Source organism: Gordonia mangrovi (genome assembly GCF_024734075.1).
GTDB lineage: Bacteria > Actinomycetota > Actinomycetes > Mycobacteriales > Mycobacteriaceae > Gordonia > Gordonia mangrovi.
This window is the reverse complement of sequence record NZ_CP102850.1, coordinates 3,220,757-3,236,423: the sequence shown is the minus strand read 5'-3', so window position 1 is coordinate 3,236,423 and position 15,667 is coordinate 3,220,757. Positions and strand designations below refer to the sequence as shown.

Below are 15,667 nucleotides of genomic sequence, written 5' to 3'. Positions count from 1 at the left end.
TACAACCTGGACGTAGCCGATGGAACCCCGAGCCGCGACCCGAGACGGCCGACGGTCACCGACGACAGGAAAGCCAGGAACAACAAGTGCCCGAATACATCACCGAGGAACGTCTGAGTGACGGACGCATCGCGCGGATCACCCTGAATCGACCCGAAGCACGCAACGCCCAGAATCGCGGGATGTTGGTCGAACTCGACGAGGCACTCCGCCGGGCAGAGCGCGACGACGAGGTGGCGGTCATCATCCTCGCCGGCAGCGGCAAGAGTTTCTCCGCCGGACACGACATGGGTTCGCAGGTAGCGGCCGACGAAGAGCTGCCCGGACCCCGTCAGCATCCCACCTTCCGCATCGACGGCGGCACCGCGCAGTCCCACGTCGAACGCCGAACCCTGCAGGAATGGCACTACTACTTCGACTGCACTCGGCGCTGGCGCGATCTACGCAAGATCACCATCGCCCAGGTGCACGGCAACGTCATCTCCGCCGGCCTGATGCTGATGTGGGCCTGCGACCTGATCGTCGCGTCCGAGAACACCACATTCGCCGACATCGTTGCGAATCGACTGGGGATGCCGGGTGTCGAATACCTGGCCCATCCATGGGAGTTCGGCCCACGCAAGGCGAAGGAACTGCTTCTCACCGGCGACTCGATCGATGCCGAGGAAGGGCACCGGCTCGGCATGGTCTCCAAGGTCTTCCCCGACGACGAGCTCGCGACGCGCACACTCGCCTTTGCCGAGCGAATCGCACATCGCCCGGCGATGGCTCGCTTGTTGATCAAGGACTCGGTCAACGACGCCGTCGACGCCATGGGATTCTCCGAATCCCTCAAACACAGCTTCTACCTCCACCAACTGGGCCACGCTCACTGGACCGCACTGCACGACGACAAGTTCCCGGCCGCAAAGCCGGGCCCCGACATAGAGGACTGGCGCGCAGCCGGCCCCATTCGCCCGAGCCGACGCGATGAGCCATAACCCTCGTATCGGCACACGACGCCCCAGTCGCCCGAGAACGGGTCTGGATCGATCCCCCTTAATCAGCTAACGTATTAGACTAATTGGCCGCGTTTGCGCGCGGCAACGCAACCAACACTCATCGGAGGCATGAGCCATGGAACGAAAGATCTTTGAACCCGAACACGACGAATTCCGGTCCACCGCACGCGCATTTTTCGAGACCGAGTGCGTACCGCACGTCGAAGAATGGGAGGAGCGCGGTTACGCCGACCGGGAGGCCTGGTTGAAGGCCGGCAAGTTGGGCCTGCTCGGGTGGGAGATGCCCGAAGAGTACGGCGGCGCCGACATGCAGGACTTTCGCTTCAACGCGATCCTCAACGAGGAGTATCACGCGACCGGCGCGGTCGGTATCGGACTGGGCGTCCAGAATGACATCCTCTCGGGCTACTTCCGCGACCTCACCACCGATGAGCAGAAGGCGCGGTGGCTGCCCAAGTACATCAGCGGTGAATACATCACGGCGATCGCCATGTCGGAGCCCGGCGCCGGATCGGACCTGGCCAATGTGAAGACCTCGGCCCGTCGGGATGGTGACCACTATGTCGTCAACGGGTCCAAGACGTTCATCTCCAACGGGCTGCTCGCCGATCTCGTGGTGGTCGTGTGTCGGACCGATCCCGATGCCGAGAAGCCCCACAAGGGGATCAGTCTGATCGTCGTCGAAACCGGCATGGAGGGCTTCACTCGCGGTCGCAAGCTGGACAAGATCGGCCAGAAGGCCGCGGATACCGCCGAACTCTTCTTCGAAGACGTCCGGGTGCCCGTCACCAACCTCCTCGGCGAGGAGAACCGCGGGTTCTACCACCTGATGCGCAACCTGCCGGCCGAGCGCCTCGGTATCGCAGTGCACGCCGCGGCTCAGGCTCGTCGCGCGGTGAAGCTGGCCACCGATTACGCGCATGAGCGCAAGGCGTTCGGGGAGCCGATCGGGAACTTCCAGGTGAATCGGCACGCACTCGCGCAGATGCACGTCGAGGTCGACGTGATGCAGCACTACATCGACCAATGCATCCTGGCGGTCAACGCAAACGAGCTCACCGCCGAGGAAGCGGCGGGCGCAAAGTGGTGGGCCACCGAGACCCAGTGGCGGATCATCGATCGCTGCCTCCAGTTGCACGGCGGCTACGGATACATGAACGAGTACGAGATCGCGCGCCTGTGGCGCGACGCCCGCGTACAGCGAATCTATGGCGGCACCAACGAGATCATGCTCGATATCATCGGGCGCAAACTCGGCTTCTAGACGGGTGTCCCAAACACCACGCACGACAGTCGCCGGACGGCCCGGTATGACCAACGGCTCGGCAACGTCGCCGACCGGAGAGAAGGAACCCGCATGCGAGTAGGCCTCTACTTCGATCTCCGCAACCCGCCGCAATGGCAGACCGACCCACAGCGGCTGTACTCGTTCACACTCGAGTTGTGCGAAGAGGCCGACCGGCTCGGCATCGATTCGCTCTGGTTCACCGAACACCACAAGTTCGACGACGGGTACCTGTCGCAGCCGTTGACTCTTGCGGCCGCGGCAGCGGCACGCACGAAGCAGGCACGCATCGGGACGGGCATAGTCGTGGCCCCCTTGCATCACCCGGCAGAGTTGGCCGAGCAAGCAGCGATCGTCGACCTGATATCGGGTGGTCGACTCGACCTCGGAATCGGAGCTGGATACCGCCACCCCGAGTTCGAGCTCTACGGCGCAGAGCACAAGAAGCGCTACGGGACCACGGACGCCCGGGTCGGTGAACTGCGTGACCTGTGGTCGACAGGTGGTGTCACACCGGGCCCCGTGCAGCAGCCGATTCCCATCTGGATGGGCTATCTCGGACCCAAGGGAGCCGCCCGTGCCGGTCGCCTCGGCGCGTCATTGTTGACACCCAACGCGGAGATGTGGCCGCACTATCGCGCCGCCCTGAGTGAAGCCGGCCATCCGATCGAGCTGGCGCAGATGGGTGGCGGCATTCAGGGATGGGCGACCGAGGATCCCGACAAGGACTGGCCGACGGTCTCCAAACATCTTGCATATCAGCTCGATTCATATCGTCGCCATATGGTTCAGGGGACCGATGCGCCGATACCGCGACCGGTCGACCCGGAACGGGTCGCCGGGCGTCACCCTCGCGCCAGCCTCGACTACTTCTTCTATGGCACGCCTGAATCGGTGGCGGATCGTGTCCGCGCATACAGCGACGGCGCGCCGGTGGACACGGTCTATTTCTGGGCTTCGTTGGGCGGTATGCCGGAGGAGATGGTGCGCCGCAACGTCACCCTCATCTGCGAACGGATGCGCCCCCTCCTCGCCGACGCTCCGGCAGAAGATACGTAGGGGCAGCGCCGAACCCTCGGCAGCTTGCGCCACCGGTAACCCACAACCAGACAAGCCCAACTACTCCGGCTCAGCAGTCATCGATCACGAACGTTCTCGAACTGTTGACCCTCAGGAAAGAGGAGACAGTGCACACCAAACGCGACCTGCTCGCAGGCATCCGAGTCGTCGAATCGGCATCGTTGCTCAATGGCGACACCCTGGGGATGTTGCTGGGCGATCTCGGGGCCGATGTGATCAAACTCGAGAGCCCGGGTCGCGGCGACTACCTGCGCGACTTCATGGGTCAGATCACTCCGCATAACAGCCCCGCGCATGTTCAGGTGAACAGGAACAAGCGCAGCGTCGCGATCAATGCGAGATCGGAGTCCGGAAGCCAGGCCGTGTGGCGACTGCTGGAGAGTGCAGACGTCTTTGTGGACGGCAATGCGGGCGGCGCCATGGACCGTCTCGGGATCGGGTACGCCGCCCAGCGTGAACGCAACCCGGGGGTCGTATACGCCGCCGTGTCCGGATTCGGCATTCTCGGGCCCTACGCCACGATCCCCACGCACGGGATGCTGATGACCGCACTCGCCGGCGCGAACCCGGTCGAACGGGGCGCCGACGGACTCATGCATCCCATTCCTCCATCGGGAATCGGGGGAGCCGAACAGGGCGGGCAGGCGACCACCGCCGCGGCCGCACACGCCGCGATGAACATCTGCGCGGCCCTGGTGGCGCGATCACGCACTGGCGAAGGGTGCATGATCGACGTGGCCGGTTCCGACGCCGTCGTCGCCCAGGCGTTGACCGGAGTGACTTACCAGCTCAATGATTCTCGGCTCACCGACCGAAGCTCGCTGCCCACGGTTGACGGCGGAGTGTGGACGGGCGCCAAGTATCAGTTCTACGAAACCAAAGACGATCGCGTCGTCATCCTCGCCGCCATCGAAGACAAGTTCTGGCAGAGCTTCTGCACGGCGATCGATCGGCCGGATCTCATCACCGACGCCACCACGAATACCGGCGGCGTCGACTTCGGTGCAGACGAGAACGCGCTCCGCGAGGAACTGAATGAGGTGTTCCGGACCCGGACGAGCGACGAGTGGGTCGAGCTGGCGATCGCCTACAGATTCCCGCTCGGGCCGGCCCCGTCAACACTGCTGGAGATGGCACAGGACCGCCACATCCGGTCGAGGTCCATCATCGTCGACGGCGAGCACCCCGACGCCGGGCCGTTCACGTACGTGGGTTCACCGGCGATGATCGACGGTGAGCGATTCACCGTCAACAGGCCTGCACCTGCGCTGGGACAGCACACCCGGGAGGTACTGGCCGAATTGTCGTATTCCGAGACCGACATCGACGCCATGATCTCGGCGGGGGACGCGGCGCAATAGGCGTCTCCCGCGTCCACGGCTCACGCGTGTTTACGCGGAGCGAGGCCATTGACGTGGCCCAATGCCCAAAATATAGTAATTTTATTAAGCTAATTAAGAGGCCGTAGGAGGACTCGGTGTCACACGTGGAATCCGCACCCTACTCACGAGGTCGGTCGCTGGACCGCACCATTCTCGACATCGGGAGCCGTCGATGAGAACCGAGACGCAACGACTCGAGCGCATCGAGGCTCAGCTCGACATCCAGCAGCTCGCGATCCGATACGCCATCGCAGTGGATGAACGCGACGTGGAATCGTGGATCAATCTGTTCGTACCGGATGTGGGCGCCGGCCCCTATGGCTCCGGGCGCGACGCGCTGCGTGAGTTCATCACACCGCAGATCAAACAGTTCTACCGCTCGATCCACAACATCATGGGACATCGGATCATCCTCGACGACAGCGACTCCGCGCACGGCCATGTGTACTGCCGCGCCGAGCACGAGGTCGGCGATCGATGGATCGCGATGGCAATCCGCTACGACGACCGCTACCGACGAGTAGACGGAGAGTGGCTGTTCAAGGGCCGCCGCGAATACCACTGGTACGCCGCAGACGTCACCAGAACCCCCCAGCAGGCAGGCTTCGACGAGTGGCACACGTCGCCACATCCGCCCACCGTACCCCTGTCGACGCCCTCGACCTGGCATGAGTTCTGGTCGGGACACGACACATCCGGCATCACTGCTTCGCCGCTCGATTCCTGATGGACAGCGTGTCCCTTCCGCGGGGGGATTTCGCACCTCCTGCATTCACCAACGACCTAGATGAAGCCGACAAGGAGTCGAAATGAGTGGTGTTCTGGCTGAACACGTTGCCTTGGTAACCGGAGGCGGGCAAGGAATCGGGCGTGGCGTGAGCCACGCACTGGCGAAGGCGGGCGCGGCCGTCGCGGTCGTCGGTCGAACGGAGTCGAAGTGTGTGGCCGTCGTCGACGAGCTGACCGCGCTGGGCGCGCGAGCCATCGCGGTAAAGTGCGATGTCACCAAGCGTGAAGACGTGGACGCGGCGGTGTCGCGAACGGTCGAGGAGCTCGGCGGACTCGACATCCTCGTGAACAACGCACAGTCCTCCAATCAGGGAGCACTGGTCGACGTGACCGTCGAGGACATCGAACTGTCGTGGAACAGCGGCGCCATGGCAACCTTTTTCGCCATGCAGGCAGCGTTCCCCCACCTGAAGGCGAGCGCCAATCCGTGCATCGTCAATTTCGGGTCAACTACCGCGATTGAGGGCAACAAGGGGTTCGGTGCGTACGCGATGGCCAAAGAGGCCATTCGCGGACTGAGTCGCGTCGCGGCCCGCGAGTGGGGCCCACACGGCATTCGGGTCAACATCATCGTCCCCAATGCCCTCTCCCCCGCGATGGAAGAGTTCCGCGATGCGAATCCGGAACGGTTCGAACGGATGCAGAAGGCCGTGCCGTTGGGGCGGGTCGGCGATCCCGAGACCGACATCGGCGGCGCGGTTGTTGCGCTGGCAGACAAGAACCTCACCTATATGTCGGGCCAGACGCTGATGCTGACGGGGGGTGCATGACAGCTTGCTCCGAAAAGCTTCCCGCAGAGCGAGCCTCAGGATCTCACCCTCGGTCCGCACAGACGAACGCACTGTAAACGACATAGTCACATCAGGAGAGAACAATGGCTGACCTCGAAGGCAAAGTAGCAATCATCACCGGTTCCGGATCGGGGATCGGTGAGACGACCGCAGAACTGTTCGCGGCAGAGGGCGCATCGGTTGTCGTCGCCGACATCAATACCGACGCCGCCGAACGAGTCGCGAAGTCCATCGTCGCGGCAGGCGGACAGGCGTCGGCATGCACGTTCGACCTCGGTGACCACCAGTCGATCGCGGCACTGTTCGACTACACCACTGACACCTACGGCGGTCTCGACGCGATCTTCAACAACGCCTCGGCCACCCACATCGCGAAGAACCTCGATCACGACATCGCGCGCGCCGACGCCTCGGCATGGGACGAGACGTTTCGCATAAACGTCAGCGGCACGATGTTGTGCACCAAGATGGCGGCCGAGCGCATCCGGGAGCGCGGCCGCGGTTCCATCATCAACGCCACCTCGGATGCGGGTGCGACCGGCGATCTCGGACATCCTGCCTACGGCGCGGGCAAGGCGGCGATCGCGCGCCTGACAACCTATGCGGCCGTGGAGTACGGACGCCACGGGATCCGGTGCAATGCGATCTCACCCGGCCTCATCGTCACCCCGGCCACCGAGAAGGACTGGGCGGCAGGAAAAATGGCCGAGATCATGACCCGCCAGCACTTGATGGGCCGACTGGGCGCTCGCGAGGACATCGCCCATGCCGCGATCTTCCTGGCGTCGGACAAATCGAGCTTCATCACCGGCCAGGTCATCCACGTGGACGGCGGCCTGCTGGCGCACGCGCCCTACGTCGCCGACATCAGCGACCTCATGGCCGGCGCCGGTTCCTGAAACCACCGAGACGTTTGCGGGCCGGCAACGGTCGGGCACCCTGGGCCTTCGCGGACAAGTCCGTTCGTTACGAACAGACTTGTCCGCGAGGTGTTTCCGGCGCTTCAACACGCTTCTGAGCAGCCCGTACCCACTGTGGCCCAATTCCGACAATTAGCGCGCGTGTGGTTGACGCCACACCGATCATATAGTTTAATAATTACGTCACATTGATCCGCGATGAGTCCCGCCCCGACGAGGGCCGACACTGGCAACGAAGAGAGTGCGAAGATATGACAACAGATCCCCTGAACAATCTCGCCCACCGCATTCCTGTCGATGTGCTCCGACTTCAGGCCGAGGAGCGGAGCGAACAGGTTTTCCTGCGGGACGCTGATACGTCATTGACCTACGGGGAGGTCGACGCACTGGCCGATCGCTTCGCCAAGGGGTTCAGCGACCTCGGTGTGGGTGTCGGTTCACGCGTCGCGCTGTTCATGGACAACTCCGCCGACCTGGCGGTCACAGCATTCGGAGTGAACCGGGCCGGCGGCGTCTGGTCGCCGTTCTCGACCGAGTATCGGGGCGACTGGCTCGCCGAACTGTTCAGGGCCAGCAAGGCCGAGGTCCTCGTCGTCGAGGCGCATCACCTGGCCGAAGTGGCGAAGCTCAATGATCTCCCGTTCAAGCACGTCATCGTTCGCGGAAGCGGTGGAAGCGAACTCGAGGGAGTGGTGTCGCATGACTTCGCGGATCTCGCGAAGAACGAGCGCTGGGAGGGATCGATCACACACGATCCACTCGACACCAGCGCCGTGCTGTGGACCTCGGGCACCACCGGCCGATCGAAGGGCGTCATGCAACCGCATGCCGTCTGGATGCTGTGGGCACAGCGCCACAATGACGTCTTCCGCAAGGTGCAGGGACCGGGCGAGGTGTTCTACTACCCCATGCCGATGTACAACTCCGGCGGTTGGGTCATGAACATCTTCCCCGCACTCGTCAGCGGCGGTACGGCATGTATCGATTCCCGCTTCTCCGTCTCCGACTACTGGGATCGCATCCGCCATTTCGGAGCCGAGCACACGATGACGCTGGGCACCATGCACATCTACCTGATGAACCAGCCGCCCAAGCCCGATGACGCCGACAATCCGCTGCGGTCGCTGGTGATGGCGCCGATCGTGCCGCAGATCATGAAGCCGTTCATGGAGCGTTTCGGTGTCGAACGGATCGCCGCCGGGTTCGGCACCAGCGAAGTGATGGGGGCCACGCTTTACACCTCCGATATGCCGCTGAAGTCGGGGTCGTCCGGGTACACCGTTGACGACGATCTGGTCGAAACCCGACTCCTGGACCACAACGACGCCGAGGTAGGGGTTGGCGAGGTCGGCGAGTTCTGCGTGCGGCCGCGCGTACCCGGTTCCCTGTTCAGCGGGTACCTCGATGAGCCCGAGAAGACCATCGAGGCCTTCCGCAATCTGTGGTTCCACACCGGTGACCTCGGACGCCGCGACGAAGACGGTGAGCTCTTCTTCGTGGACCGCAAGAAGGATGCGCTGCGCCACAAGGGTCGCAACACCTCCACCTTCGAGGTAGAGCACATCGCGCTGCGGCATCCGGATGTCGCAAATGCCGCCGCCGTCGGGGTCAAACTCGCCGACCTCGAGCATGAGGAAGAACTGATGCTGGTGCTGCAGCCGAACGAGGGGGCGGTGATCGACCCGCTCGAGTTCTGCAAGTTCATCGACGAGAATGCGCCGTACTTCTTCGTCCCGCGTTATGTGAAGATCGTGCAGGACTTCCCGATGACACCGACCGGGAAGATCCAGAAGTACGTCCTGCGGGACTTCGGCGTGACCAGCGACACCTGGGACCGTACAAAGGAAGCGCCGGACTGGGCTGAGCGTCGTCCCGCCAAGGCCGCCGCCATGAGCTGAGCGGAATAGTCTGTTACTGGCAATACGGCCGCGGTCGCGACGACGCGGCCGTATTGCCATGCGGGTACTGGGCGCCGAACCCCCTCACAGAGGAGCAACTGAATGGAACGCACGGCTCACGCGAACGCCGATCCGGTCGAGTTTCGCGGTGGCGCGGGCACAGTCCGCGGCGACCGCTGGCGCGTCGCGGAAGGTGTGGCACCGCGCGGCCGGATTCTGATGCTGCACGGCGGTGGCCAGACCCGGCACTCGTGGGACCGGTCCGCACGGGCATTGCAGGCCATCGGCTGGGAGGTCATCACCCTCGACGCACGGGGGCACGCGCAGAGTGACTGGTCACCCGAGGGCGACTATCGAATCGGCGTCCTGGTCGATGATCTGCTCGCCATCGTCGATCAAGTGTCCGACCTCGACGGCCCAGATCTCGGCCGCCCGGTCGTGGTCGGCGCATCCATGGGCGGGATGACGGGACTCATTGCCGAGGGCGAGCACCCGGGTCTGCTCCGCGCGTTGGTGTTGGTCGACATCACCCCCCGCATCGAGCCGGAGGGCGTGGCACGGATCGCCGAGTTCATGCGTTCGGCTCCGGACGGCTTTGCCGATCTCGAGGCGGTTGCCGACGCGGTATCCGCGTACCGCCCGAACCATCCGCGCCCCAAGAACATCGAGGGCCTTCGGAAGAATGTGCGGACGGGAGAGGACGGGAGGCTCTACTGGCACTGGGATCCCGCATTCCACCGGCTGGGGGCCAATCTCGACAACCCCGTGGACCGACGCGACCGGATGATAGCCGCGTGCGCGGGAATCACCGTTCCCACGGTCTTGGTGTCCGGCGGAAAATCCGACATCGTCAGTGACGACGGGGTCGACGAACTCCGCGCGCTGGTGCCGCATGCGTCCAGCGTGGTGGTTGCCGATGCGACGCATATGGTCGCCGGCGACGACAACGACGTCTTCGTCGCGTCGATCTCCGACTTTCTCGACGGGGTGTAGCCGCAGCACCTGTTGAATGCACCGCTGAACCGGTGCACGGTTACGTGGCTTGCCGCCGCGCGCTCACCTCATTGCCGAGCGCCAAGGAGCCTCTGGTACACGATGGCATCTTCGGCGAATGCAAAGGCGCGCAGATGATAAGGGCGCGCGGCCCACCCGAGACTGGTGTTGTGACCCGACGCAGCCTGCACGTCGGACCGCACCAACGGCGAGTTGACGAACAGGCCCGCGAACTCGTCGATATCGTCCGGCTGCACCGCCCAGTTGTACTCTTGCTCGGCGAAGGTCAGATGCACCGGGACAGTGACCCGTGCGGCCTCGTGAGCGACGCGTTCGGGCCATCGCACCGCGTCGATTCGTTCGACTTGGGGCACCGGCGCATGTGGACGCAGATCCAGTGAGCGGTCAAACGTCGCGGGTGGGTAGAACTCCTCGTCCCCCCAGTGCGATCGCCTGCTACGGAATTCGGTGGGCAGTTCTGCGTCACCGAATGTGGAGCTGTGCAGGTGAGCCCGGAGGCCATCGTCATACTTTGCGCCGACACCATTGACGTCCAGCCCGAGCAGCCGCGTGTCGTCGCCGAGCGCGGCTGCGAGCGTGATCGCGGTGATACCGCCGAAGGAATGGCCGACCAGGAAGATGCCTGCGCCGACGTCATAAGCCGACGCCAAGTGGCCTATCGCCTCAACCAGCAGGGCAACCTGGCCGCTGAGGCTGACGTGCTCGTCCTCGATATCTGTTGTCGTTCCGTACCCGGGCCTGTCGAGCGCGATCACCGAGTACCCGAGTTGATGTCCGAGGGTCAGCAGCGAGAGGTCCTCGTGGGCACCCCCATGGAAATAGCCGGCGTGCAGGCCCCCACCGTGTAGAGCCAGCACGAGCGCTCGTGGCGAGTCATGCAGCGCCGCCAATCCGGAGAGCGACACCGACCCCACGGGTACGCGGATCACCTCAACGGGACTGTCAGCGGCAGTCAATGCCTCACTCATCTGATTCGTCATCAGTCACCAATCTCCTGTTCTGCATGACTGCGTATCTGCGCCCCGTGGAGTGGCTGGTCGAGGTCCAACCGTCGGGCGAGATCGCTCTTGCGGATTTTTCCGGTGGATGTTCGGGGGAAGTCGTCGACGACGAACCACTCCGCCGGCTGCTTCTTGCGTGGAAGTCGCTCCGCTGCGAATGCCTGCAGATCGGCCACGTCCACCTGCGCATCGGGCGCCGGCCTGACCGCGGCCACCAGCCGCTCCCCCAGCCGTTGGTCCGGCAACCCGAAAACCGAGACTTCTCCCACGGATTCGCAGTCGGCGAGGATGGGCTCGATCTCGGCCGGGTACAAATTCTCGCCGCCGCGGATCACGACGTCCCGGAGACGCGAGTGAAACGTGACGATCCCGTCGGCCATCGAACAGAGGTCCCCGGTCCTCATCCAGCCGGCCGAGTCGGTCTCCGTCCGCACGGTGCCATCGGATTGGAGATAGCCGGACATGATCAGCGGGCCACGCACGCAGAGTTCACCGACCTCGCCGTCGCGGACGACCGCTCCATCGGCGATGATGCAGTAATCGCGCCCACCCAGCGGTCGGCCTATCGTCCGAGTCCTCGCCAGCACGGAGTCCGTCAGTCCGCTCAAGGACATGCACGGTGCTTCGCTCTGCCCGTATCCCACCAGGAAGCGGATTCCCAGGTCGCGTTCGATTCTGTCGATCAAACCCGCGTCCACTCGCGTCGCGCCACCGATCACCGAGGTCACCGACGCGAAGTCCGCCGCCGTTGCGGTACCTCGTTCCAGGAGATCGACCATCAGCGTCGGCACCAACCCGATCACGTCCGGCGAGGTGTGGCGGATGGCCCGCGTGATCGCATCGGGGTCGATGCTCGGCACCGCGACATAGGTCCCGTCGACGCTCAGTGCCCCGATCACCCCGGCCACCGACCCGCCGACATGATCGAGCGGCAGTGGGTTCACCAACACAGCGCCATCCTTGCCGCCGGCCCCGCGTACATAGCCTTCCGCCGAGCCGAGGACGGCCCGGTGGGACAACACCGCGACCTTGGGAGTGCCCGTGGTACCCGAGGTGAACTGGAAGAGGAACGCGTCGTCGGCTCGTGTCGGTGCCCGCTGCAGGCCGTCGACCGGGGGTGCGGTGTCAGCCATGGCGGACACACTCACCACCCGCACCCCGGGCAGCGCCTGGGCCGCGAACTGCAGGGTGTCATCTGTCGCGATCACCAGGTCGACACCTGTCTGCCCACAGCGTTTCATCAGGTCGTCCGCGGTGTCGGAGGGCGGCAGTGGGACCACGCCGTATCCGACGCACGCCGCGCCGAAGACAGCCTCGACCCATTGCACCCGATCGCGGCCGAGTACGCCGACTCGCGAATGCGCCGGCGTGTACGCCCGCAGTGAGCTACCCACGCGGATCGCCCGCGCATACATCTCTCGCCAGCTGACCGACCATACGGTGTCGTTGTCGTCCACCCACGACACCGCAGCTCTGGCGGGATGCCGCCCGGCCGCGATCGCGATGCGCTCGCCCACTGTGCTGCCGGCCTCACGTGCCACCTCGTCAGCGCGCAACCGCGCATAGGACCAACCAGAGCGAGGAGGTTCTGTCGGTCCCGGCAGCGAGGAGGATTCAGACATCGATGGTCCTGCCGTAGAGAATTGAGGGATCACAGCCGCGTATTAATATACAGATAATTAATCTATATCAACAGCGGACTCACGCCGAGGCGAGGCCGGCGGTTCGACCCCGGACCCTTGAATTAGTTAACGGATTGCTCTATATATGAATGGGGTGCCACAAAGCCCCACATACTCCCGCAACAGGGAGGAGTCCGTCGGCACAGTCGACGCGGCGCCTCGACTACTCCAGGTAGCCCACCGTCACAGGAAGACCAGGATGACAACCGACACGATCAATCTCAACGCCCAGTCGCCGACCGGCTGCTTCAACCATGCCTCGATCGTTTCATCCCGGGCGTTCGACCCGGCCGCGGCGCTCGATGTCGACCGAACCATTCATGGACTGACCCCAGAAGCCGGATACATGTGGGGCTCCCTGCGCGACGACGACGGCAACCTCTACTCGATCATGAGGCGCATCCCAGCCGTGCGCGACCCCGAGGCGAACGCCGACATCAAATCGCTCGGCGGAAAACTCATCCTGCTCGAGGGCGGCCAAGGATCGCAGATGCGACTGCGCCGCGAACCGCGACACGCGCCGGACAGCAACGAACTCGTCCGCGAAGTGATCGAGGATGGTTCGGCCGTGCAGTTCACCGGCACATCGAGCACGTCGACGCAGACGACACGGCTGTCGCTGTCGCCAGAACGCTTCGAATACGCGGAGAGTGGGGTCATCGACGTGACCGGCTCCTCCCTCGCAGCACCTCCGCTGCAATGGTTCCTGCCCGGTCCGGAATCGTCGCTGCTGTATCTCACCCAGACGTGGTTGGTGGAAGGACAATTACTCGACCGACATGTCCGCGGATTCCTCTTCTGGGAGGAGGCCTGGATGCCCCCGAACGCACGCCTCTACGTCAGCAAAGACCCGCTGCACGATGCCGAGTACACCACCTGGTACTCCTGGGCGAACCACTGGGACGACGGGTCGTGCGAGGTGGGACACTTTCTGTTCGGCAACGGCGATTTCCATGTGGCGGTCAGCGCTCGAAGCGACGGCACCGTCTCTGTCGGCAAGTCGATGGATACCACCATCATTCGCGATGCTGAAGGCTACTGGCACAACGGAATCGACTACACGATCGATGGCGAGCGCTGGCGCTGCGAGCCGGACCCGCACGGACGGATGGAAGGCCTTGGCGCCATCCCCAACCCACAGCAGGAAGGCCGCATCCACCGCGTCTCCGACACACGCACTCCCGACGTCTGGATGGCCTGGGGCGAATCCGTCCCTGCCAACGGCGAACGACGCCGATGGTGACATCCGCCCGGGCGTAGCGTCTCGCTCATGACGAACACCGACGAGCAGCCCCCGGCCGGCCGGCCGGGGGCAGAACCTTTCGCGCCCTACGCGCTACTCACAGAACTCGCCGCCCACCGCACCCCGGACCGTCCGGCGCTGACCTTCCAGGGGCGCACCTGGACGTATGCGCAGCTCGACGCTGTGGTGCGCAATGCCGTCGCGACGCTCGAGCACGCGGGCATCACCGCCGGTATGCGCGTGTTGCTCCTCATGGAGAACCGGCCCGAGTATCTCGTCTGCCAGTTCGCGCTCGCACGAATCGGAGCCGCGTTCGCCTGCCCGAACCCGTATTGGACGGCGCATGAAATCGGTCATGCGGCAGCGACACTCGACGCTGCCGCAGCGATTCATTCAGATCGGCATCGTGGTACGGCGGAGGGATATCGCATTGCCGTCGATGTGGCGGCGATCGTGCTCGATGCCGACACCACACCTCCGGGCGAACCGGTCCGCGAGCAACCGGATCCTGCCGGCGAGTTGTGCATTCCGTTCTCGTCGGGCACGACCGGACTCCCCAAGGGTGTGGTGCACACCCACGCGAGTCTCAGCGGCGGCATCGGGATCCTCGTCGATCAGCTCGCGCTGACCGACCGCGACAAACTCCAGATCTCCCTGCCGCTGTGCCATATCTTCGGGACGTCGATGCTGGGCGCCGCCATTGCCGCCGGGGCGCACGTCACCCTGTTCGAGCGTTTCGACTTCGACGAATGCCTTCGTCAACTCAAGACCGGTGAGGTCACGGTATGGCCGCTGGCCGGAACGGTGGCACACCGGCTCGCCTCCATGCCGCAGATCAGCCGAGCGGACTTCCCGGCGCTGCGCTACTTCATGTGGGGTGGCAGTGCGGTGCCCCAGCAGTTGGCCGCTGCAATCACCGGCAAGACCGGGGTCGGATTCCTGTGCTCCTACGGCATGACCGAGGCATTCGCGCCGGTGTTCAATCCGGTCGGCGAGCCGGAGCAGTGGCGGCTGGACTCACCCGGCTTCCCAGCACCGGGTATGGAGATCAGACTCGGCACCGACGACGAGATCGAGCTTCGCGGCCCGTGCGTCGCCCGGTCGTACACAGTGCAGCCGAGTCGAGAAGAAGACGACCCATTCGGTCCCGACGGCTGGTTCCGAACCGGTGACATCGGCCGCATCGATGACGACGGTCGGGTGTGGATCGTCGACCGACGTAAGGACATGATCAAGGTCTCCGGATTCCAGGTCGCCCCCACCGAAGTGGAGGCCGAACTGCTGCGGCACCCATCGGTCACCGACGCCGCCGTGATCGGCGAACCAGACGACCGCCGCGGCGAGCGGGTCGTCGCCTATGTCGTCACCTCGGCACCGGCCGCACTCGATGAGGTGCGCGCCACCGCATCGGAGCGACTTGCGACGTACAAGATCCCCGACCAGATCATCGCCGTCGACAGCTTGCCGCGCAGCGACTCCGGCAAACTCCAGCGCGCCCGCCTACGCCGCGCCTGAGACGCGCAGACCTGAGACGCGCAGCACCTACAGCAACGGCCGGTGGCGGCTGATCGCCACCACCGG

The 15,667-nt window shown here is 64.4% G+C and carries 13 protein-coding genes; 11 read left to right on the top strand and 2 right to left on the bottom strand.

Annotated elements, in window-relative coordinates; genetic code table 11:
- The first annotated feature begins 86 nt into the window (after positions 1–86).
- The 9 genes from NWF22_RS14660 (at position 87) to NWF22_RS14620 (ending at position 10,139) form a co-directional block, all read left to right on the top strand.
- Complete coding sequence (locus NWF22_RS14660) at positions 87–980, top strand: enoyl-CoA hydratase (RefSeq protein WP_160903653.1); 894 nt, start codon at positions 87–89, stop codon at positions 978–980.
- 136 nt (positions 981–1,116) lie between these two features.
- The gene (locus tag NWF22_RS14655) at positions 1,117–2,265 is read left to right on the top strand and encodes an acyl-CoA dehydrogenase family protein (protein ID WP_160903654.1); all 1,149 of its coding nucleotides are present in this window, start codon (positions 1,117–1,119) and stop codon (positions 2,263–2,265) included.
- Between the two features lie 93 nt (positions 2,266–2,358).
- Positions 2,359–3,345, top strand: coding sequence for an LLM class flavin-dependent oxidoreductase (locus NWF22_RS14650; RefSeq protein ID WP_160903655.1), 987 nt, complete (start codon positions 2,359–2,361; stop codon positions 3,343–3,345).
- 128 nt (positions 3,346–3,473) lie between these two features.
- Positions 3,474–4,727, top strand: coding sequence for a CaiB/BaiF CoA transferase family protein (locus NWF22_RS14645; protein WP_258321158.1), 1,254 nt, complete (start codon positions 3,474–3,476; stop codon positions 4,725–4,727).
- Positions 4,728–4,920: 193 nt separating this feature from the next.
- Positions 4,921–5,475: a nuclear transport factor 2 family protein gene (locus NWF22_RS14640; RefSeq protein ID WP_160903656.1), complete on the top strand. Its 555-nt coding sequence runs from the start codon at positions 4,921–4,923 to the stop codon at positions 5,473–5,475.
- Between the two features lie 82 nt (positions 5,476–5,557).
- Entirely contained in the window at positions 5,558–6,307 is a 750-nt protein-coding gene (locus NWF22_RS14635) for an SDR family NAD(P)-dependent oxidoreductase (protein WP_160903657.1), read from the top strand.
- A 104-nt stretch (positions 6,308–6,411) separates the two neighbouring features.
- The gene (locus tag NWF22_RS14630) at positions 6,412–7,227 is read left to right on the top strand and encodes an SDR family NAD(P)-dependent oxidoreductase (protein ID WP_160903658.1); all 816 of its coding nucleotides are present in this window, start codon (positions 6,412–6,414) and stop codon (positions 7,225–7,227) included.
- A 272-nt stretch (positions 7,228–7,499) separates the two neighbouring features.
- Positions 7,500–9,146 (top strand): AMP-binding protein, encoded by a 1,647-nt coding sequence (locus tag NWF22_RS14625; protein ID WP_160903659.1) that lies wholly within the window; start codon positions 7,500–7,502, stop codon positions 9,144–9,146.
- 102 nt (positions 9,147–9,248) lie between these two features.
- Complete coding sequence (locus NWF22_RS14620) at positions 9,249–10,139, top strand: alpha/beta fold hydrolase (protein WP_160903660.1); 891 nt, start codon at positions 9,249–9,251, stop codon at positions 10,137–10,139.
- A 68-nt stretch (positions 10,140–10,207) separates the two neighbouring features.
- Here NWF22_RS14620 and NWF22_RS14615 read toward each other — a convergent pair whose 3' ends face one another.
- Together NWF22_RS14615 and NWF22_RS14610 are read right to left on the bottom strand one after the other, a co-directional pair.
- Positions 10,208–11,065 (bottom strand): alpha/beta hydrolase, encoded by an 858-nt coding sequence (locus NWF22_RS14615; protein ID WP_160903661.1) that lies wholly within the window; start codon positions 11,063–11,065, stop codon positions 10,208–10,210.
- A gap of 74 nt (positions 11,066–11,139) precedes the next feature.
- Complete coding sequence (locus tag NWF22_RS14610) at positions 11,140–12,783, bottom strand: class I adenylate-forming enzyme family protein (RefSeq protein WP_160903662.1); 1,644 nt, start codon at positions 12,781–12,783, stop codon at positions 11,140–11,142.
- A gap of 259 nt (positions 12,784–13,042) precedes the next feature.
- On the opposite strand from NWF22_RS14610, the gene NWF22_RS14605 reads away from it, so the two are divergent.
- Both NWF22_RS14605 and NWF22_RS14600 read left to right on the top strand, forming a co-directional pair.
- Positions 13,043–14,086, top strand: coding sequence for a hypothetical protein (locus NWF22_RS14605; RefSeq protein ID WP_160903663.1), 1,044 nt, complete (start codon positions 13,043–13,045; stop codon positions 14,084–14,086).
- Positions 14,087–14,113: 27 nt separating this feature from the next.
- Positions 14,114–15,601: a class I adenylate-forming enzyme family protein gene (locus tag NWF22_RS14600; RefSeq protein ID WP_160903664.1), complete on the top strand. Its 1,488-nt coding sequence runs from the start codon at positions 14,114–14,116 to the stop codon at positions 15,599–15,601.
- Positions 15,602–15,667 lie beyond the last annotated feature (66 nt).